The 20,393-nt window shown below is 66.8% G+C and carries 20 protein-coding genes; 17 read left to right on the forward strand and 3 right to left on the reverse strand.

What is annotated here, in order from left to right; translation table 11 throughout:
- Positions 1–3 precede the first annotated feature (3 nt).
- The 11 genes from rimO to hflX all read left to right on the forward strand — a co-directional run bounded on the left by rimO (position 4) and on the right by hflX (position 11,424).
- Entirely contained in the window at positions 4–1,329 is a 1,326-nt protein-coding gene (gene rimO, locus HMPREF1868_RS05235) for a 30S ribosomal protein S12 methylthiotransferase RimO (protein ID WP_062531047.1), read from the forward strand.
- Between the two features lie 12 nt (positions 1,330–1,341).
- Positions 1,342–1,950 carry a CDP-diacylglycerol--glycerol-3-phosphate 3-phosphatidyltransferase gene (gene pgsA / locus HMPREF1868_RS05240; protein ID WP_062531049.1) on the forward strand — a complete coding sequence of 203 codons (609 nt, stop codon included), beginning with the start codon at positions 1,342–1,344 and terminating at the stop codon, positions 1,948–1,950.
- On the forward strand, positions 1,943–2,479 hold the full coding sequence (locus HMPREF1868_RS05245; RefSeq protein WP_009279264.1) for a CinA family protein: 537 nt from the start codon (positions 1,943–1,945) through the stop codon (positions 2,477–2,479). The genes pgsA and HMPREF1868_RS05245 overlap by 8 nt, the downstream gene beginning before the upstream one ends.
- A 205-nt stretch (positions 2,480–2,684) precedes the next feature.
- A complete protein-coding gene (gene recA, locus HMPREF1868_RS05250; protein ID WP_009279263.1) occupies positions 2,685–3,785 on the forward strand; it encodes a recombinase RecA in 1,101 nt (366 codons plus the stop codon).
- A gap of 108 nt (positions 3,786–3,893) precedes the next feature.
- Complete coding sequence (locus tag HMPREF1868_RS05255; RefSeq protein ID WP_062531051.1) at positions 3,894–4,487, forward strand: regulatory protein RecX; 594 nt, start codon at positions 3,894–3,896, stop codon at positions 4,485–4,487.
- Positions 4,488–4,759: 272 nt separating this feature from the next.
- Positions 4,760–6,310, forward strand: coding sequence for a ribonuclease Y (rny, locus tag HMPREF1868_RS05260; protein WP_062531053.1), 1,551 nt, complete (start codon positions 4,760–4,762; stop codon positions 6,308–6,310).
- A 9-nt stretch (positions 6,311–6,319) separates the two neighbouring features.
- Complete coding sequence (locus HMPREF1868_RS05265; protein WP_062531055.1) at positions 6,320–7,399, forward strand: ATP-binding protein; 1,080 nt, start codon at positions 6,320–6,322, stop codon at positions 7,397–7,399.
- A 104-nt stretch (positions 7,400–7,503) separates the two neighbouring features.
- Positions 7,504–7,821, forward strand: coding sequence for a stage V sporulation protein S (locus tag HMPREF1868_RS05270; RefSeq protein WP_009279259.1), 318 nt, complete (start codon positions 7,504–7,506; stop codon positions 7,819–7,821).
- Positions 7,821–9,185 carry a tRNA (N6-isopentenyl adenosine(37)-C2)-methylthiotransferase MiaB gene (gene miaB, locus HMPREF1868_RS05275; RefSeq protein ID WP_062531057.1) on the forward strand — a complete coding sequence of 455 codons (1,365 nt, stop codon included), beginning with the start codon at positions 7,821–7,823 and terminating at the stop codon, positions 9,183–9,185. The genes HMPREF1868_RS05270 and miaB overlap by 1 nt, the downstream gene beginning before the upstream one ends.
- Positions 9,182–10,117, forward strand: coding sequence for a tRNA (adenosine(37)-N6)-dimethylallyltransferase MiaA (miaA, locus tag HMPREF1868_RS05280; RefSeq protein ID WP_062531059.1), 936 nt, complete (start codon positions 9,182–9,184; stop codon positions 10,115–10,117). The genes miaB and miaA overlap by 4 nt, the downstream gene beginning before the upstream one ends.
- Entirely contained in the window at positions 10,114–11,424 is a 1,311-nt protein-coding gene (hflX, locus tag HMPREF1868_RS05285) for a GTPase HflX (RefSeq protein WP_062531061.1), read from the forward strand. Before miaA ends, hflX begins: the two co-directional genes overlap by 4 nt.
- On the opposite strand, the gene HMPREF1868_RS05290 is transcribed toward hflX, so the two are convergent.
- Both HMPREF1868_RS05290 and lexA read right to left on the reverse strand, forming a co-directional pair.
- Entirely contained in the window at positions 11,421–12,152 is a 732-nt protein-coding gene (locus HMPREF1868_RS05290) for a heparan-alpha-glucosaminide N-acetyltransferase (protein WP_062531063.1), read from the reverse strand. The two genes, hflX and HMPREF1868_RS05290, sit on opposite strands and share 4 nt — an antisense overlap.
- Positions 12,153–12,217: 65 nt before the next feature.
- The gene (gene lexA, locus HMPREF1868_RS05295) at positions 12,218–12,871 is read right to left on the reverse strand and encodes a transcriptional repressor LexA (RefSeq protein WP_062531065.1); all 654 of its coding nucleotides are present in this window, start codon (positions 12,869–12,871) and stop codon (positions 12,218–12,220) included.
- 175 nt (positions 12,872–13,046) lie between these two features.
- On the opposite strand from lexA, the gene HMPREF1868_RS05300 reads away from it, so the two are divergent.
- From HMPREF1868_RS05300 to trxB, 6 genes are all read left to right on the forward strand, one after another.
- The gene (locus HMPREF1868_RS05300) at positions 13,047–13,499 is read left to right on the forward strand and encodes a LysM peptidoglycan-binding domain-containing protein (protein ID WP_062531066.1); all 453 of its coding nucleotides are present in this window, start codon (positions 13,047–13,049) and stop codon (positions 13,497–13,499) included.
- A gap of 136 nt (positions 13,500–13,635) precedes the next feature.
- Complete coding sequence (gene nrdR / locus HMPREF1868_RS05305; protein ID WP_009279252.1) at positions 13,636–14,088, forward strand: transcriptional regulator NrdR; 453 nt, start codon at positions 13,636–13,638, stop codon at positions 14,086–14,088.
- On the forward strand, positions 14,081–14,527 hold the full coding sequence (gene dut / locus HMPREF1868_RS05310; protein WP_009279251.1) for a dUTP diphosphatase: 447 nt from the start codon (positions 14,081–14,083) through the stop codon (positions 14,525–14,527). The genes nrdR and dut overlap by 8 nt, the downstream gene beginning before the upstream one ends.
- A gap of 85 nt (positions 14,528–14,612) precedes the next feature.
- Positions 14,613–15,926, forward strand: coding sequence for an NCS2 family permease (locus tag HMPREF1868_RS05315; protein ID WP_062531069.1), 1,314 nt, complete (start codon positions 14,613–14,615; stop codon positions 15,924–15,926).
- A 93-nt stretch (positions 15,927–16,019) separates the two neighbouring features.
- Positions 16,020–17,273 carry a uracil-xanthine permease family protein gene (locus HMPREF1868_RS05320; RefSeq protein WP_062531071.1) on the forward strand — a complete coding sequence of 418 codons (1,254 nt, stop codon included), beginning with the start codon at positions 16,020–16,022 and terminating at the stop codon, positions 17,271–17,273.
- Between the two features lie 197 nt (positions 17,274–17,470).
- Entirely contained in the window at positions 17,471–18,421 is a 951-nt protein-coding gene (trxB, locus tag HMPREF1868_RS05325; RefSeq protein ID WP_062531073.1) for a thioredoxin-disulfide reductase, read from the forward strand.
- A gap of 350 nt (positions 18,422–18,771) precedes the next feature.
- On the opposite strand, the gene HMPREF1868_RS05330 is transcribed toward trxB, so the two are convergent.
- On the reverse strand, positions 18,772–20,382 hold the full coding sequence (locus HMPREF1868_RS05330; protein WP_082719549.1) for a ClC family H(+)/Cl(-) exchange transporter: 1,611 nt from the start codon (positions 20,380–20,382) through the stop codon (positions 18,772–18,774).
- Positions 20,383–20,393 lie beyond the last annotated feature (11 nt).

The following is a 20,393-nucleotide window of genomic DNA, read 5'->3' on the forward strand; positions in this document are numbered from 1 at the left end:
ACCATGAGCAACTGCCTGTACGTCACCCTTGGCTGCGCGAAGAACGAGGTCGACACCGATCGCATGAGGGCGCTCCTCGGGACCGCCGGCTTCGGCGAGGCCGAGGGCGTCGACGATGCCGACGTGGCCATCATCAACACCTGCTCCTTCCTCGCCTCGGCGACTTCCGAGTCGATCGACGCCACGCTCGACCTCGCGGAGCGCTCGCGCGGGGGCGTGAGGGAGCTCCCCATCGTCATGTGCGGCTGCGTCCCCTCCCGCTATGGCGACAGCCTGCCCTCCGAGCTCCCCGAGGTCGCCGCCTTCGTGCGCGCCGACGAGGAAGATGGCATCGTCGACGTCGTGAGGTCCGTCCTGGGCAAGGAGGCCCCCCAGGGGGAGGTCGCGTTGGGCGTGGGGCGCGTCCTGCGCACCGTCGAGGGCGCGAGCGCCTACGTCAAGATCTCTGACGGCTGCGACCGCTTCTGCGCCTTCTGCGCCATCCCCTACATTCGCGGACGCTACTTCTCCCGTCCGGAGGAAGAGATCCTGGACGAGGTCAGGGGCCTCATGGAGGGCGGCGTGCGAGAGGTCGTGCTCATCGGGCAGGACACCGGCATCTGGGGGAGCGACCTGGGCGAGGGACTCACCCTCGCCTCGCTCCTGAGGTCGGTCGCAGGGGTCGTGCGGCCCTATGGTGGCTGGGTGAGGGTTCTCTACCTCCAGCCCGAGGGCATGACCGACGAGCTCATCGCCACCATCCGCGACGTGGACGAGGTCCTGCCCTACATAGACATCCCCATCCAGCACTGCAACGGGCGCGTCCTCGCAAGCATGAGAAGGAGCGGGTCGGCGCCGGAGCTCCGCGAGCTCTTCGCCCGGCTCAGGGAGCAGATTCCCGGCATGGTCCTCAGGACGACGGGGCTCGTGGGCTTTCCCGGCGAGACCGAGGAGGAGTCCGACGAGCTCCTCGACTTCGTCCAGGAGCTCGAGTTCGACTACACCTCGGTCTTCCCCTACTCCCGTGAGGAGGGGACGCTCGGCGCGAGCCTTCCCGACCAGGTGGACGAGGGAGTGAAGCTGGAGCGCGCGCAGCGGCTGCTCGACGTGGCCGAACAGCTGGGCTTCGCCGCCACCGCACGTCACGTCGGAGAGACCTGCGACGTCATCGTCGACGGCGTCGAGGAGGGCGAGGATGGCCCCGAGCTCGTCGGCCACGCCTGGTTCCAGGCCCCCGACTGCGACGGGGCGGTGCACATCCCTTGCGGCGAGGCAGCGGTGGGAGACGTCGTGCGCGTTCGCCTCGAGGACTCGTTCTGCTACGAGCTCGTCGGCAGCATCGTAGAGTAGGGGAGGCACCCAATGTCCAAGGGCAAGAAGTCCATCTGGACGCCCGCGAACGTCGTCACCTGCGCCCGCGTCGTCCTCGTCCCCGTCTGGCTCCTCGTGGCCGAACTCTCGCGGGACTGGGGGGCGGCCCCCAACCACTACGAGGGGGCCCTCGTGGTCGCCGTCTTCTACATCCTCCTCTCGCTCACCGACAAGCTCGACGGGCACCTCGCCCGTAGCAGGGGGGAGGTGACGACCTTCGGCAAGTTCCTCGACCCCATCGCGGACAAGCTCGTCGTGGTCGTCTCGCTCTGCTACCTCCTCGAGGCGCAGATGGTGAGCCCCTGGGTGCTCCTGGTCGTCGTCGCCCGCGAGTTCCTCGTGTCGGGGCTGCGCATGGTCGTCGCCTCCAAGGGCGTGGTGATCGCCGCGAGCAGCCTCGGCAAGTGGAAGACCGCCACCACCATGGTCTCGATCTCCGGACTCCTCCTGCTGAGGGCCATCCCCATCTCGGGCGTCGCCTTCGTCGTGTCCGCGATCTCGTTCGCCCTGCTTTGGGTCGCGGTCGTCCTCACCGCCTGGTCGGGCGTCGACTACTTCGCCAAGTCGTGGAAGTACATCAAGGAGGACGCCGATGACTAGGGCGTCGGACGTCCCCCTTCCCACCAGGGAGGAGCTGGGACGCGAGGCCGCGGCGGTCGTCGCCGCGGCGGTCGGGGCGGGGCTGAGCGTCGGCACGGCGGAGTCCTGCACGGGAGGGCTCGTGTCCGCTGCCCTGACCTCCGTCGCCGGCTCCTCCGCCGTCGTGCGGGGCGCCGTCGTGAGCTACGCCATCGAGGTCAAGCGCAGGGTCCTGGGCGTCTCTCCGGAGGTGCTCGACGAGCCCTCCCTGGGTGCCGTCTCCTCCGAGTGCGCCCGGATGATGGCGGAAGGCGCCAGGCGCGTGCTGGGCGCAGACGTCTGCGTCTCCGTCACGGGAATCGCCGGACCCGGAGGCGCGGAGCCCGGCAAGCCCGTCGGCACCGTCTGGTTTGGCGTCTCCTCCGCGCACGGCGCGAGCGCCTCCCGCCTCTGCCGCTTCGAGGGGGGTCGCGAGGAGGTGCGGGCCAAGGCCGTCCACGTCGCGCTCTCCCTCCTACGTGAAGCCCTTGTGACGCCCGCCTCGGCATAGGCCGGCCCCTGTTGGCAGCCTCGTCTCGCTGGACCTCCTTTTCGCAGTTCGCGAGGGGTGGGCGCGGCTGGCCTGCAGCTGGCGCCAGACTGCTGCAAGCTGCCAGCGAGCCTCCCGCGAGCCTTCGGTCGTATGCTGTCCTTGACCGTTGACCCAGAACGCATGTTCGTATACCATTCGCTACGAAGACAAGCGAGGAGAGCCCATGGCAAAGAGCAAGAGCGTCACGCGCGAGGTGCACCAGAAGACCTATGGCGAGGAGAGGGACAAGGTCCTCGACGCCACCACGTCAGAGATAGAGAAGAAGTTCGGCAAGGGTGCCATCATGCGCTTCGGCGACGGGGGTCCTGACCTGGAGATCGAGGCGATTCCCACAGGGTCGCTCGCCCTGGACGCCGCGCTCGGAATCGGCGGCGTGCCCAGGGGGAGGATCATAGAGATCTATGGCCCCGAGTCGTCGGGCAAGACGACCCTCTCGCTCGAGATCCTCGCCGAGGCGCAGGCCCTGGGCGGAGTGGTCGCGTTCATCGACGCGGAGCACGCGCTCGACCCAGGATACGCCGCCCGTATCGGCGTCGACATCGACGAGGTCCTCATCTCGCAGCCCGACACGGGCGAGCAGGCGCTCGAGATCTGTGACATGCTCGTGCGCTCCGGGGCCATAGACGTGGTGGTCGTCGACTCCGTCGCCGCCCTCGTGCCCAGGGCCGAGATAGAGGGGGAGATAGGCGACACCACGGTGGGCCTCCAGGCCCGCCTCATGAGCCAGGCGCTGCGCAAGCTCGCCGGTTCGCTCTCAAAGTCGAAGACCACCTGCATCTTCATCAACCAGCTGCGCGAGAAGATCGGCGTCATGTTCGGCAGCCCCGAGACCACGCCCGGCGGGCGGGCGCTCAAGTTCTTCTCGTCCGTGCGCATGGACATCCGCAGGATTGACTCCATCAAGCGCAACGGCGAGAACGTGGGCAACCGCGTCCGCGTCAAGATCGTCAAGAACAAGGTCGCACCACCCTTCAAGCAGGCTGAGTTCGACATCATGTACGGCACCGGCATCTCCAAGGAGGGCTCGCTCCTCGACATGGCAGTGGACTACGAGGTGGTCGAGAAGTCCGGCGCCTGGTACACCTATGGCGTGGAGAGGCTCGGGCAGGGCAGGGAGGCCGCGAAGGACTTCCTCGCCGCCAATCCCGACCTCATGGAAGAGATCGACCACAAGGTGCGCATGGCCTGCGGCCTCGAGCTGGGCGACGAGCGCGTGGGCGAGCCCGTCTCGCTCGACACGTCCTCGCAGGGCGAGCTCTCCTAGCCTCCTGGCATGCCTTCTGTCGAATTACGGGGGGCGGGCGTCAGCTGGAAGCTGATTCTCCCCGAGCGCCAGGCCGCGGTGCTCGGGGCGAGGAGGCCCCGTGCCACATTGGCAATCCGCTCGGAGAGGGGAGAGGAGACCCTCTCCCTACCCGTCGCGGTGGCCAAGGCGCTCGAACGCTCGCTCGCAGACCGCAGCGAGCCCCCCTCCTCGAGAGCCGAGCTCGTCTACGTCCTCTCCGAGGTCGAGGGGAACTGTGCGCGCAGGCGCGTGGAGTCCCTGCTCGACCGCAGGGACTACTCCTCGCAAGAGATGGAGCGCAAGCTCAGGGACGATGGCTACCCCGGTCGCCTGTGCTCCGAGCTCGTGGCACGCTATGCCGAGGCGAAGCTCATAGACGACCGTCGCTACGCAGACGTCTTCGTGAGGTCCAAGCTGTCCGCCGGCTGGGGAAGGCACCGCATCGAGCTCGAGCTCGCCCGTCGCGGCATCGAGGTGGGCGAGCTTCCCGGCTGGCCCTACGACTACCTTGACCCCGAGGACGAGGGCGAGCGTGCCTTCGAGGTCGCGCTCCGTCGCTCCTTCAGGGGGAGGGACCCCTACGCCCAGTGCGTGCGCTTCCTCATGGGCCGCGGCTTCTCCGGTGCGGTCGCGTCGAGCGCCGCGAGAAGGGTCTTGGACGAGGACGACGGAGGGTCCTGAGGTCCCATCACTCGGACTCCTTGTCCGGCTGGGGCCCGTCACGGGCGACGCTCACCGTACGTCTGTTTGACGCATGGGCCGCCTAAACTTATGATTTATCGTGCCATTTGAGTTGCCTCTCGTCCGTCGGATGCACGACAGACGTCTTATATGACCTTCTCTATCCGATCTTTTGCATACCAGTGGACGGGTTGCCCCTTGGATGGCGGGTTCCCCCTAACGTGGGGGTCTCCTGAACCCTACGCAAACGCACGACCATCAGAGGAGCAACCATGACTATTGCAATCGGGGCAATCTGTCTCTTGCTGGGAGCCGCCGCCGCGTGGTTCTACGCGAACAGCCAGAGCAACGCCAAGGTGATCGCCGCCAAGTCGGCGGTGAGCGACGCGGAGGCCGAGGCGCGGCGCATCAACGACGACGCCCGACGCGAGGCGGATTCCGCCAAGAAGTCCGCGCTCATCGAGGCTCGCGAGGAGATACTCCAGCTCAAGCAGCGTTCGGAGGCGGAGGAGAAGGCCCGCAAGGCCGAGCTCCAGGCCCTCGAGGGCCGCATCATGCAGCGCGAGGAGTCGCTTGACAGGCGCAACGACTCGCTCGACCGCAAGGAGCACCAGCTCTCGAGCCTTCAGGGGCAGCTCGACAAGCGCAAGGTCGAGGTCGACGGCCTCGTCGCGCGCCAGTCTGCCGAGCTCGAGCGCATCGCCGACCTCACGCGCGAGGACGCCCACAAGGAGCTGCTCGACCGCGTGCGCGCCGAGTCCGTGCGCGAGGAGGCGCAGCTTCTGAGGGAGTCCGAGCAGCGCGTGCGCGCCCAGGCCGACAAGACCGCCCGCGAGATCGTGACCACCGCCATCCAGCGCTGCGCGGCGGACCAGGCCGGAGAGATCACCGTCACCTCCGTCCACATCCCCTCGGACGACCTCAAGGGTCGCATCATCGGCCGCGAGGGGCGCAACATCCGCACCTTCGAGCAGGTCTCGGGCGTCTCGCTCGTAATCGACGACACGCCCGAGACGGTCATCCTCTCGAGCTTCGACCCCGTCCGTCGCGAGACCGCCCGCGTCGCCCTCGAGAACCTCATCGCGGACGGACGCATCCACCCCGCTCGCATCGAGGAGATGTACAAGAAGGCGGAGTCCCTCGTCTCCGAGCGCGTCCAGGAGGCCGGCGAGCAGGCCGCCTTCGACTGTGGCATCCATGACCTGCACCCCGAGCTAGTGAAGACCCTTGGGGCGCTCCGCTACCGCACCTCCTTCGGCCAGAACGTCCTCTCGCACTCCGTCCAGGTCGCCGCCCTCTGCGGGATCATGGCCTCGGAGCTCGGCATCCCCGAGGCACCCGCGAAGCGGGCGGGCCTCCTGCATGACCTCGGCAAGGCCATCGACCACGAGGTCGAGGGCCCGCACGCCGTGATAGGCGCCGACCTCTGTCGTCGCTATGGCGAGAGGCCCGAGATCGTCCACGCCGTCGAGGCGCACCATGCGGACGTCGAGCCCAGCTCGGTCCTGGACGTGCTCGTTCAGGCGGCAGACGCCATCTCCGCAGCCCGCCCCGGTGCGCGCCGGGAGTCCGCTGAGACCTACATCAAGCGCCTCGAGAAGCTCGAGGAGATCTCGAACGCCCACGATGGCGTCGAGAGGACCTATGCGATGCAGGCAGGCCGCGAGCTTCACGTCATGGTCGAGCCCGAGAAGATTTCTGACGCCGAGGCCACGGTGCTTGCCCACGACATCGCCCAGCAGATCGAGGACGAGATGCAGTACCCCGGCCAGGTCCGCGTCGTCGTCATCCGCGAGTCCCGCGCCGTCGGCGTAGCCAAGTAGGAACGCAGCATGGCCCAGGACCCCTCCGACCTCGCGCGCTTCGTCGCCTCCCATGGGGGCGACCGCTCGCTCAAGGTCGAGGAGAGCCTGGGTGGGGGCTACGTCCGCCTCCGCGTCGCCGAGGCGGAGCGGCGCCAGGCCAAGCACGACATTCGCTGGGTCGAGGACGCCGTCATAGAGATGCTCCGCAACGCCCGGGACGCGGGAGCTCGCCACATCTATCTGGCGAGCTCCCGCGAGGGCTCCGTGCGGACCATCACCATGCTCGACGACGCGGCGGGCATACCGCGCGAGATGCACGAGCGCGTCTTCGACGCGCGCGTCACCTCCAAGCTCGACTCCGTCCACCTGGACCGCTGGGGAGTGCACGGCCGTGGCATGGCGCTCTATTCCATCAGGGAGAACGCCCTCAGCGCCCGCGTCGTGGACTCGGCTCCCCAGAAGGGCTCGAGCATCCAGGCGGTCTTCGACGTGGACTCGCTCCAGGAGCGCAGCGACCAATCCACCTGGCCCACCCTCGTCGAGGACGAGGGTGGTTCCCTCGGCTTCAGGGGGCCTCGCAACATCATCCGCTGCTGCTGCGAGTTCTCCCAGGAGGACCGTGGCTGCGAGCTCTACCTCGGGTCTCCTGCCGAGATCGTGGCCACGGCACGGAGCAACGTGCGTCTGAGCGTGGAGGGAAGCGCCCTGCTCTTCATCGACTCGCTCGACGACCTGCCCGTGCTCGAGCGCCTCAAGCTCGCGGCCGATGCCGGGGAGCTGCTCCAGGTCTCCTCGTCCCTCGGCCTCGACATGTCCGAGCGGACGGCCCATCGCATCCTCGCTGGTCAGGTGACCCCCGTCCGGAGCGTTGCCAGCCACTTCCGGAAGTCGCGCCGTGCGAGCCGGGCTGGACGTAAGGTGGACCTCGCCCGCGACCGGAGGGGCCTGCGCATCTCCCCCGAGGACCTGGGCGAGTTCTCGCGCACGATGGAGAGGGACTTCGCCCCTCTGGCGCAACGCTACTACCTCAGCCTGGCGTCAGAGCCGAGGGTTCGGGTTTCGCATGGCAGGGTGACCGTGACCTTCGAGGTGGACGAGGGGGACTAGCACCTCCTTTCGCATCTCCTGCAAAATACCTAGAATGTTCTCCATATGCAAAATGCAGCATCTTGCGGACAAACGTGACACCCCCGTTCCACAGGAGTCAATCGATGGATTTTCTGAAGGTCTCTAGCAAGTCGTCTCCGGCCTCCGTCGCAGGCGCGGTCGCCGGCATGGTCAAGGACGGAGTTCCGGTCAACATGCAGGCTGTGGGCGCCGGTGCCGTCAACCAGGCGATCAAGGCGCTCGCGATCGCCCGCGGCTTCCTCATCCCCACGGGCGTCGACATCTCCTGCGCCCCCACCTTCGCCGACATAGAGATCAACGGCGAGATGCGCACGGCGATCAGGATCGCGGTGTACGTCCACCGCCTCGTCCCCCAGGCGGCGACGCACGTGAATCCCGAGCCCCAGGAGATGATCTCCTAGTGGCGCGCATACCCCAGCTCGTGGGGCTCAACTACCATGTGAGGACCTTCGGCTGCCAGATGAACCTGCACGACTCCGAGAGGGTCGCGGGCCTCCTAGACGACTGCGGCTGCATCCAGGTCGACTCCCCTGACGACGCCGACATCGTCCTCTTCATGACCTGCTCCGTGAGGGAGAAGGCCGACACGCACCTCTACGGCGAGGCCTCCAACCTCGTGAGGCTCCCCGCGCCCCCCAGCGGCAGGCGCGTCGTCGCCGTCGGAGGCTGCATCGCGCAACGTGACGGGGCCGAGCTCGCCCGGAAGATCCCCAACGTGGACGTGGTGTTCGGCACCTCCGCCCTCGCATCGCTGCCCCAGCTCCTCTGTGACGCCCTGGGACGTCCCGGGGAGGTCGAGGTGGACGTCGGCGAGGAGGGCAGGGGCTTCTCGACAGACCTTCCCAGCAAGCGCGCGCAGGGCTTCCACTCCTGGGTGCCCATCATGACCGGCTGCAACAACTTCTGCACCTACTGCATCGTGCCCTATGTGCGCGGTCGCGAGCGCAGCCGCGTCCTCGAACGCGTCGTGACCGAATGCTCGTCCCTGGTGAGGGACGGCGTGAGGGAGGTCACCCTCCTGGGGCAGAACGTGAACTCCTATGGCCGGGACCTCTATGGGAAGCCTCGCTTCGCCGAGCTCCTGCGCGAGGTGGGGAAGACCGGCATCGAGAGGATCCGCTTCACCTCGTCCAACCCCAAGGACCTCTCTTCCCAGACGATCGCCGCCATGGCAGAGGTCCCCTCCGTCATGCCCCAGCTCCACCTGGCCGTCCAGAGCGGCAGCACGCGCGTGCTCAAGGCCATGAATCGCAGCTACACCCGGGAGGGGTACCTGCATCTCGTGCGCGAGCTCAGGGACTCGATTCCGGACATCGCCCTCTCGACCGACCTCATCGTGGGGTTCCCCGGCGAGACCGAGGAGGACTTCCAGGACACCCTCTCGCTCGTGCGCGAGGTGGGTTTCTCCTCCGCCTTCACCTTCATATACTCGAGGCGCCCGGGCACGCCTGCCGCCAAGATCGAGGACGACACGCCCCGCGAGGTGATACAGGACCGCTTCGACCGCCTTGCCAAGCTTGTCGAGGAGCTTGCCTTCGCTGCCAACCAGAGGGAGCGAGGCCAGGTCGTGGAGACGCTCGTCGAGGGAAGCTCCAAGCGCAACGACGCCGTGATGATGGGCAGGAGTCCCAAGGGCCAGACTGTGCTCTTCCCCCTGCCCGAGGGAATGCGAGCCCCCGAGCTCGTGGGCAGGCTCTGCGACGTCCGCGTGGACGAGGCGAAGACCTGGTACCTGCGCGGTCCCATGGTGGGCGAGGCGCGATGACGCCCGCGGGCCCCGTGATCGCCATTGTGGGGCCGACGGCCTCGGGCAAGAGCTCGCTCGCCGAGCGCGTCGCGCTCCAGCTGGGGTCATCCGTCGTCTCGGTCGACGCCATGCAGGTCTACCGCGGCATGGACGTGGGGACCGCCAAGACCCCGCCCGACCAGAGGCGCTGCCCGCTCCTCATGGTGGACGTCTGCGACCCCTGGGACGACTACTCCGCGAGCCTCTTCCAGAGGGACGCGCGCCGCTGCGTCGACGGGATTACCACGCAGGGCTGCGCGCCCGTCCTCTGTGGCGGCACGGGGCTCTACCTCGACGCCGTCATCGACGAGATGGACTTTCCCGCCGGGGGGGCCAGCCAGAGCAGGACCCGCTGGGAGGAGTTCGCGCGCGAGCACGGGCCGCAGGCGCTCCACGACGAGCTCAGGAGGCTCGACCCCGCCAGCGCGGAGCTCGTCCATCCCAACAACCTCAAGCGCGTCGTGAGGGCGCTCGAGCTCGTGGACCTCGGCCAGTCCTACGCCACCAAGCACGAGGGGCTCAAGCATCGCGAGCCGCACTACCGCACCAGGATCTTCGCCATCCACATGGACCGCGCCAGGCTGTACGCGCGCATAGACGCGCGCGTCGGGCAGATGATGGCAGACGGGCTCCTCGACGAGCTACGCGGCCTCCTGGGGACGGGACATGCGCTCTCAAAGACGGCGGCCCAGGCCATAGGCTACAAGGAGCTCATCGACCACCTGCAGGGGCACTGCACGCTCGAGGAGGCGGTCGACGCCATCAAGCGGAGGACCCGGCGCTATGCCAAGCGCCAGATCGCCTGGATCAGGCGAGACGGACGAGCGAGCACGCTCGACTATGACCGTCTGGACGAGAACGAGGCGGCCCGTCGGGTCGTCGAGACCCTGAGGGGGGAGGGACTGCTGTGAGCCGGTTCGAGCCCCTCTCCACCGCACCCGTCCCGGAGCGTGCCATCCTCGTGGGCGTCGACCTCGGAAGGGGAGGCTGGCCCCTCGAGGACTCCCTGGCCGAACTGGGAAGACTTGCCAAGACCGACGGGGCCGAGGTCGTCAGCACCGTTACGCAACGCCTCGACTCGCCCGTCCCCCGCACCTTCATAGGCAGCGGCAAGGCGCAGGAGCTCGTCAGCCTCGTGAGGAACCTCAGCGCAGACATCGTCATCTTCGACGACGAGCTCAGCCCCTCGCAACAGTCGAATCTCGAGAGGATCCTGGGCGAGCCGACCAAGGTGATCGACCGAACGGCCCTCATACTCGACATCTTCGGCCAGCATGCGACCACGCACGAGGGGCGCCTGCAGGTGCAGCTCGCCCAGCTCCAGTACGTCCTTCCCCGACTCAGGGGCATGTGGGGCCACCTCGTGGGGGAGCAGACGCGAGGGGGCATCGGAAGCCGCTTCGGGCAGGGAGAGAGTCAGCTCGAGGTCGACCGACGCCTCGTGCGCGACCGCATCTCGTGGCTGAGGCGCGAGCTCAGGGAGCTCGAAGGGCGCCGTAGGGTCCAGAGCAAGGCCCGATGGGACTCCGGAATCTATCGCGTCGCGCTCGTGGGCTACACGAACGCGGGCAAGTCGACCCTCCTCAACCAGCTCACAGGCTCGGAGGTCTATGCGAAGGACGAGCTCTTCGCGACGCTCGACCCCACCACGAGGAGGCTCGAGCTCGAGGAGGGACGCAAGATCACCCTCACTGACACGGTGGGCTTCATCCAGAAGCTGCCCACCACGCTGGTCGAGTCCTTCAAGTCAACCCTGGCGGAGGTCAGGGCCGCCGACCTCGTGCTCAAGGTCGTGGACGCCTCAGATCCCAATGCACGGAAGCAGCTCGCGGCCGTGGACGACGTGCTTGCCGACATCGAGTCCGACAAGATTCCCTCCGTCGTCGTCTACAACAAGTGCGACCTCCTGGACGCGGACGAGAGGAACGTGCTCTCTGCCTCGCATCCCGACGCGGTGCTGCTCTCTGCCCTTGACTCCTGGGGCCTGCGCGGCCTGCTCTATCGCATCGCCCAGGAAGCATCACGTGACGATTTGACAATCACGGCGCTCGTCCCCTACGACAAGGGGCTCCTCATGAAGATGGTCCACGAGCGCTGTCAGGTCGTGCGCGAGGAATACGTCCAAGGGGGCCTCATGGCAACGGTCAGGGCGTCGAATCGCATGGCAGAGACCCTGGCCCCCTATGTCGTGCGCGCCTCGGACGTGGCCGGAAGCTAGACCCAGAGGCCCAGGGCGATGAGGATGAGAGGCTGGTGCAGGAGGTAGACGGCCAGCGCATGCCTGCCCACGAACTCCAGGGGAGGGCAGGTGGCATCGTAGGCCCAGTCGGGATACCCTCGCGCCACGAGCCACCCACCGAGAGACGCCCCCGAAAGGAAGAGCAGGGAATAGGGGAGCAGGGGATAGTAGTCCCCCGAGGCGAAGGTGGGTCCCGGGAAGCCCAGCCAAGAGAGCCACGGGGTGGAATAGAGGGCCCTGGGCAGCGCAATCCACACGCGGTCGCCCAGCCCCACGCCTCCCGAGGGGATGCCCAGGGCGAGGAGGAAGGCGAGGAAGAGCAGGAGGGCCTCGGCCGGCCTGCCCCTCGGAAGTCCCAGCTCCGAGACGAGCCATGCGGCCAGCGTGCTTGCGCCCATGCAGAAGATGATGCCAAAGCTTATGGGCGTGTCCACGCCGGCCAGGAGGCTTGCCACGAAGACGAGGGCGGCACAGGCAAGGTAGCGAAGGGCCCGTCTGAGGTTGTTCCTCGACTGCGGGCACATGGCTCCCGCGATGAGGAGGAAGGTCCAGCTGATGCTGGCACGCCAGAGGTCCTGCGAGAATCCGCCGAACCACGGCATCCCGACGCCACACAGGTAGCGCAGGTCGTAACAGAGGTGGAAGAGCACCATGGAGACGACCGCGAGACCCCTCAGCGCATCGAGGGCGCGTATGCGCCTGCGCACAGGCGATGCGCCCCCGTCTTCGCCAGCGGCTGCCGGGCAAGCCCGCTCGCTGCGGGCGGACGGCGTCACAGAGACCTGATTAGTGCGGTCACCCTGCCCAAGATGGCGGGGTTCTTCGCATAGATGGGCTCCATGCTGTCGTTCTCGGGCTGTAGGCGGATGCGGTCCTTCTCCCTGTAGAAGGTCTTCACGGTGGCGGAGTCATCGATGAGGGCCACGACGATCTCTCCGTCATGGGCGTCACGCTGCTCCCTCACCACGATGAGGTCGCCGTCAAAGATGCCGGCGTTGATCATCGAGCTGCCATGGACCCTGAGGATGAACGAACTGGCGTCACCCACGATGCTGGTGGGAAGGGAGAGAGACTCTTCCACGTTCTGCTCGGCAAGGATGGGCTGGCCCGCGGCCACGCGGCCGACGAGGGGCAGCGAGGTGATGCCGCTGCTGGGGTCTTGGCGAACCTCGGCGAGCCGTACGCCCTCATGCGTCGCAGTCGGCTCCTCGGTGACGACCTCGATGGTGCGGGGCTTCTTGGAGTCCCTCTTGATGAGCCCCCGCTCCTGCAGGACCTTGAGGTGCATGTGGACGGTAGAGGGGGAGGCAAGCCCCACGGCGGAGCCGATCTCCCTCACCGAGGGCGGGTAGCCGTGCTCGCCCGTGTAGGAGCAGATGTACTCGTAGATGGCAGCCTGCCTCTTGCTGAGCCGGTCCTTGGGCATGTCCACTCCTCCTGTGAATAGGCCTTGCCGCGAGAGAAACACATGTTCTGTTTTTGCTTGACCGAACAACTGTACGTACCTAGTATAGTACATGCGTTCTGAGTTTTGAAGCGGCCATTTATGTCCCAGGCTCCCCGTATAACTACGTCGTCAGCCACGAGGGAAGGAAGCAAGGATGGAAACGGCGAAGATCTACGCGGGTCAGGCGGGCTACGGCTGCGAGGGGTCTCTCGCGCTCAAGCCCCAGGCCAACGGTAGGCCACGCCTCGTCGTCCACGAGGGCGGCAGGGGAGTCGACGAGCGCGGGCGCGGCACGACGGGCCATGGGCTCCCCCTCATGGCTTCGGTCTCGTTTTTCGCCGTCGCCGTCGCCGTGGGGATGCTCCTCTTCGTGGGAGGCGTGCTTGTCCAGGAACGCCGGCAGGCCGCGTTCGAGTCTACCTTCGCCGACGTCTCTCCCGCGAGCGTCACCGTGCAGGAAGGGGACTCCGTATGGGGCATAGCGAGTCGCATCGACGTCGACGGCGCGGATACCGCGGCGGTCTCGCGCTGGATCGACGCGCACAACGACCTTGGTGCGGGACCCCTCCAACCAGGCCAGTCGCTCGTCGTGCCCCAAGGCCGGTAGCCCAGGTCCTGAGTCCTCCGCTCGCCCCTCCTCCCTTGCGTTCGTGGGGGGAGGGGCATCCGTATGTCCCTTCTGTGCCGAATCTCTGGGTTTCCTGTGTTATCTTTCCTTATGAGAATGACGTCAGGGGAGGAACATGCGCTGTCCCAAGTGTGGTTGCGAGGAATCCAAAGTCGTTGACTCGAGACCGTCCGAGAGCAACGACGCCATCCGACGCAGGCGCGAGTGCATACGTTGCGGCGAGCGCTTCACGACCTACGAGCGCAGGGAAGAGATGCCCCTGATGGTCGTCAAGAAGGACGGTCACAAAGAGACCTTCGACCGGCAGAAGGTCATGCGCGGCCTCCTTGCCGCGACCGTGAAGCGCGACGTGCCCGTGGACAGGCTCGATGCCCTCATCGACGGCATAGAGAGCGAGATGCGCGACCACGGCAGGTCGGAGGTTCCCTCGGAGGAGCTGGGCAAGATGGTCCTCCAGCGCCTCGTTGACATCGACAAGGTAGCCTACGTGCGCTTCGCCTCCGTCTACCGCGACTTCAAGGACCTGGACGAGTTCAGCCAAGAGTTACGGAGCCTCATCAATGAGTGACGACAGGATCGAACTTCCCATCAAGAGGCTCGACCCCTCGGTCGACCTACCCAGCTATGCCTATGCGGGCGATGCCGGGCTTGACCTCAGGTCCAACGAGGACGTGGTCCTCGAGCCCCTCGAGCGCCGCCTGGTCTCGACGGGGCTCGCCATAGCCATCCCCGAGGGCTACGCCGGCTTCGTCCAGCCAAGAAGCGGCCTTGCCCTGCGCGAGGGGCTCTCCATGGCAAACACCCCCGGCCTCATCGACGCCCACTACCGCGGGGAGCTCAAGGTCTGCGCCATCAACCTCGATCCCAAGAGGCCAATCGCCATCGCGAAGGGCGAGCGCATAGCCCAGCTCGTCATCCAGAGGGTCCCTCTCGTTCGGCTGGTCGAGGTCGACGAGCTCGACCAGACCGACCGGGGTTCCGGGGGGTTTGGGTCCTCGGGAGCATAGGGTCCCACCAGGCCGACGTTGCTTGCTCCCGATGCATCCACGGTCCAGGCGACGCAGAGAAATGGGTGCGGAGGGAGGGGTAGTCATGGAGTCGTTCTTCAAGCTGCGCGAGAGAGGGTCCAACCTGGGCCAGGAGGCCCGTGCGGGCCTCACGACCTTCCTTGCGATGGCATACATCATCGCCGTCAACCCATCGCTGCTCTCCGCCGCCGGGGTCCCCGCATCGGCTGCCGTCACGGCCACCTGCCTGGGTGCCGGCATCATGACCATCTGCATGGGCGTCTTCGCCAACCGCCCGCTTGCCTGCGCCTCCGGCATGGGCATCAACGCCGTCGTCGCCTTCACGCTGACCGAGGTCGCGGGCGGAGACTGGCACGCCGCCATGGCGGTCATCTTCATCGAGGGCGTCGCCATCCTCGCCCTGGTGCTCTGCGGCCTGCGCGAGGCGATCATGGACGCCATCCCCATATCGCTGCGTCATGCGATCTCGGTGGGCCTCGGCATCTTCATCGCCATGATCGGCATGGCCAACGCCGGCATCATCGTCGCCAACGAGTCCACCCTCGTGAGCTTCGGGGATATCTCGAACCCCCTGTTCATCGTGGGCCTCGTCTCGATCGTCGCCACCGTCGTCTTCCAATGCCTCCAGATCAAGGGAGCGCTGCTCCTGGGCATCATCGTCGCGGTCCTGGCGGGCATCCCCCTCGGGGTCACCGCCGCTCCGGCGGGCATAGTGTCGGGTCTCGACTTCAGCACCTTCGGCGCCCCCTTCCAGGTCGACGAGACCGGGGTCATGGGCATCGCGAAGGTCATCACCACGCCCGTCCTGCTCGTGTTCGCCTTCTCGCTCATGATGTCCGACTTCTTCGATACCATGGGCACCGCCATGGCCGTGGCGAAGCAGGGCGAGTTCCTTAACGATGACGGAACCGTCGAGGACATCAGGCCCATCCTGATCGTCGACTCCGTGGCCGCAGCCGCGGGCGGCTTCTTCGGCGCCTCGTCCATCACAACCTTCGTCGAATCCGCCTCGGGTGCCGCCGACGGCGGCCGCTCGGGGCTCACCTCCGTCGTGACCGGCCTCCTCTTCGTGGTCGCGGCGTTCTTCGCCCCCATCATCAGCGTCGTCAGCTCCGCAGCCACCTGCGGTGCCCTCGTCATGGTCGGCTACCTCATGATGAGCGAGGCGGCAGAGATCGAGTGGGGCAACATCCTCGAGGGCTTCCCCGCGTTCATGATCATCGCCGGCATCCCGCTGACGTACTCGATCTCGAGCGGCATCGGTCTGGGCTTCATCGCCTACGTGCTCGTCGCCGCAGCCACGGGCAACATCAAGAAGGTGAAGCCGCTCATGTGGGTCGCAGCGGCCGCGTTCCTTGTATACTTCCTGACTGCCTAGAGTCCCTGGCACCTCGGGGCCCGGTGAGCCGGGCCCTTTTTTCATGGGCATCCATTGCACGGATACCGTACGCAAGACGGAGAGGAGCGCTGCTTGAACAAGAAAGAGAGAGAGGTCATCGGGGTCGACGACCGCGTGTCGGTTGGTCGCGCCATTCCCTTGGGAGTCCAGCACATGATGAGCATGTTCGGCTCGACCGTACTGGTTCCCGTCCTGACCGGGCTCAGCCCCAACGTGGCCATCATGTGCTCGGGCATCGGCACCATCTGCTACCTGCTCGTGACGCGCAACAAGATCCCGAGCTACCTGGGCAGCTCCTTTGCCTTCATCAGCCCGATCCTCGCGGCGACCGCCGCCACCGGCAACCTCAACACCGCGCTCTCCGGCGTCGTGGTGGCGGGCCTCGTGTTCCTGGCAGTGGCCGGGATAATCAAGCTCGTGGGCACGGGATGGCTCGACCGCCTGCTCCCGCCCGTACTCGTCGCCGCCGTCATGGTGGTCATCGGCGTGGGCCTCTCCGCCACGGCGGTCAAGATGGCACTCAACTCCTCGACCGACGCCTTCGTGGCCGAGGGCGCCGCGGTCGCCGCCATAACCCTCGTCGCCGCCGTCGTGTTCTCGAGCATGGGTGGCATCCTGGGCACCCTTCCCATCCTGCTCGCCATCATCGTGGGATACGTGGTCGCCGCGTTCCTAGGCCTCGTCGACCTCCAGAGCGTCGCCGACGCCGCCTGGGTCGGCCTGCCCCCCGTGCAGACGCCCCACTTCGACCCCGGTGCGATCGCGCTCATTGCGCCTGTGGCCATCGTCGTCGTCATCGAGCACATCGGTCACCTCCTTGCCGTGGGGGAGATCGTGGGAAAGGACTACCGCGAGATGCTCCCGCGCTCCCTTGCCGGTGACGGCATCTCCACCGTCATCTCGGGCTTCCTGGGCGGCCCTCCCACCACCACCTATGCGGAGAACATCGGCGTCATGAGCGTCACGCGTGTCTACTCCACGCAGGTCTTCTGGTACGCGGCGGGCTTCGCCCTCATCGTGGGCGGGTTCTGTCCCAAGCTCGCCGCCTTCATCAACTCCATCCCCGTGCCCGTCATGGGCGGCGTGAGCCTCCTGCTCTTTGGCCTCATCGCCTCCAACGGCCTGCGCATGCTGGTCACCAACAAGGTCGACTTCGACGAGAACCGCAACCTCATGATCGCCTCCGTGGTCATCATCCTGGGCGTCGGCATGGAGACCTCCGGCATCGCCATCCCCCTGGGCTCCTACACGCTGCCCGGCATGGCAACCGCCACCCTGGTGGGCATACTGCTCAACCTCATCCTCCCACGCGCCGAGAAGGCGTAGTAGGGGAGAGAAGCCCCAGCTCAGGCCCCATGATCTTCCCGGGACGCCTCGGCAAAGTGCCGGGGCGTCCCTCGTGTTCGGGTGTCTTGTCGCAAGCTGGCGACGAATTGTTGTTATGAAGTTCCCATATGTTGTATCGCGCGCGATTGAATAGGGTAGTATTGACACGTCGAACAAGACCGTGAGGGGAGAAACCCATGTCTCAGAAGCAGCAGAAGGACCTCGTAATCGTCGGAGCGGGCCCTGCGGGCCTCTCCGCCGCCATCTACTCGGCGCGAGCCCTGCTCGACGCCGTGACCCTGGAACAGGAGGCCGTGGGTGGCCAGATCATCCTCACCAGCGAGGTCGATAACTACCCCGGCGTCCCACACACCGACGGCTTCACCCTGACGGACACCATGCAGAGGCAGGCCGAGGAACTCGGTGCCAGCGTGGTCATGGGCAAGGTGGAGTCAATCTCCAAGGACGAGCGGACGGGCAGGTTCGCCGTCGTCACGCCTGACGTGAGCTACGAGTCACGTGCCGTCATCATCGCTGGCGGCGCGACCCCGCGCCCGGGCGGCTTCGAGGGCGAGGACGAGTTCCGTGGGCACGGCGTCTCGTACTGCGCCACCTGTGACGGCATGTTCTACCGCGGCAAGCAGGTCTTCGTCATAGGCGGGGGCAACTCGGCCGCCGAGGAGGCCCTGTTCCTCGCCAAGTTCGCCGACCACGTGACCATGGTGGTGCGCAAGGACCACCTGCGCGCCCAGGCGGCCGTGCAGCGGCAGGTCGAGCAGAACGAGAGGGTCTCCGTGCGCTTCAACACCTCCATCGTGAAGGTCGACGGGGACAAGCTCCTCAAGAGCGTCAGTTTCAGGGACAACCTCACCGGCGACGTCCACGTGGAGGAGTTCGACGAGGGCAGCTTTGGCGTCTTCGTGTTCGTGGGTCGCATCCCGGCCTCCGAACTCGTGAGCCAGTCGGTCGACGTGGACGAGCGCGGCTACATCGTCACCAACGAGCGCATGGAGACGAGCCTGCCCGGACTCTTCGCCGCGGGCGACGTGCGCCAGACGCCGCTGCGCCAGATCATCACGGCAGCCTCGGATGGCGCCGTCGCCGCCACGAGCGTCGCTTCCTACCTGGGACAGCCCATAGACTGCTGAGGCCGGCAAGCGGGCCCTCGCGGCCTCGTGCCATCGCATCCACAGGAATGCCCCCGTCCAGAGGAGCCTCTTGGCGGAGGCATTCCTTTTCTTCTCCCCTATAACCGTGATAATATATCTTATGTAAAGTAGAAGAGACCCTCGCCTTTCTCTGGGGGCTCTCTTGGCGACGGCCCCTGTCTCACCTCTGACGTGCCGATGGCGACAAGTCCGGCTGTCCGCTGGCCCGACTATGCCATCGTGGACAGTTTTCCGCCCATCCCGCGTCGATTCTGTCCACGATGGCAAGATTGGGGCTCGCCGTTGGGCTCGCATGGGCAGAGTGACTCCGGGCCAAGCCCTGCAGGCAGCTAGCCGATGCGCGGAATCTTGCCCGTGGCGAGCGAGCTGCGGCAGTAGTCCAGGATCAGCTCCTGTGTCTCGGCCTCGGTGTCGGTGTTCATGATCACGAGGATCTCGTCCAGGGCCTCGAGGACGGTCTCTCCGTTGGGGACGAGCTCCACGCCCGCGCGCGACACGGTGACGATGCGCGAGTCGTCTGGCCAGCCCACCTCGCCCAGGGCCCGTCCCTCGAGCTTGCTGCCCGCACCCACGGTATAGGTGTGGAGGACCTTCTCGCCTGGCTCGCCGTTGGCGGAGGGGTCGACGGGCGTCAGATCGAGAAGCCTGGAGAGCAGCCTCTCGTAGAACGGGTCCGTCTTGGTGAGGTTGGCGACGACGTACGAGACGATGGAGACGATGGAGACCGAGAGCAGCGCGTCCATGCTGCCCGTGAGCTCGAAGGCGAGCACCACGGCCGTCACGGGGGCCCTCACGACCGACGCGAAGAGCCCTGCGATGCCCAAGGCCATGAAGTTGGCCATGAAGAGCGACTGGACGCCCGTGACGCGGGTCAGGCAGGCTGCGAAGACGGCTCCGCAGAGCATCCCCATGACGCAGAGCGGGAACAGCGTGCCCCCGGGCGTCCCCGCCCCGAAGCAGACCGTCGTGTAGAGGTACTTTCCCAGGAGCAGCAGGGCCAAGGTCCCCAGGGGCACGGCCGCGGGGGCCGAGAGAAGCTCCACGATGGCGTCGCCGCCACAGAGCAGCTCGGGCATGGCGTAGGCGACGGGAATGGCCAGCGCGAAGGGAATCGCGAGCCTGAGCTGCAGGGGCAACTCCCCCATCTTAGCGAACAGGCGTTCGGTACATGCGAACATGCCGCGATTGTGGACGGCACCCGCGAGCCCGCAGAGCACGCCCAGGGCAACGACATAGAGGTAGTAGTCGTGCGGGATGTCCTTGATGAAGGCGAGCTTGAGCACGGGCTGCACGCCCAGGACCTGTGACACGAGGAAGTCCGACGCCACGGCGCTCGCCATGGCGGACACGATGAGCGACGGCGCGAACTCCTTGTGGATCTCCTCTATGGCAAAGAGCACGCCCGTGAGCGGCGCGTTGAAGGCGGCGGACATGCCCGCGGCGGCCCCGCAGGTGACAAGGAGGCGCTCCTCTCCCCTGTTCCTCCTGAGCAGGCGCGAGACGGCCTTGCCGCCCATGCTCCCCAGCTGCACGCTGGGACCCTCCCTGCCCATCGAGAGGCCGGCGAGGGCGCAGAGCACGCCCTCGCTGAACTTCGCGAGGAGGACGCGGTGCCAGGGCATGTCCATGCGGCCCATGACCTCGGCGTCCGTCTGCGGGATGCCCGAACCCGAGGTGTAAGGCTCCCAGCGAACGAGCGCGGCGACGACGAGGCAGCAGGCGAGCACGAGGGCGGCGAATCCCAGCAGCCCGAGGCCGGAGGAGAAGAAGGTGGGCAGGAGCCCCCTCAGGATGTGCTCCGCCCTCGTGAGCGCCATGCGGTAGAGGGTCACCACTCCCCCGCCCGTTATTCCCACCAGCGCGCCCTCCCAGACCATGTCTATCTGGAAGCGACGCGAGAAGCGCCTCCTGACTTCCCCCTGCATCGTGTCTGCGAACACCTGCGCGTGAC

Source organism: Olsenella sp. DNF00959, assembly GCF_001553055.1.
Taxonomy (GTDB): domain Bacteria; phylum Actinomycetota; class Coriobacteriia; order Coriobacteriales; family Atopobiaceae; genus Olsenella_I; species Olsenella_I phocaeensis.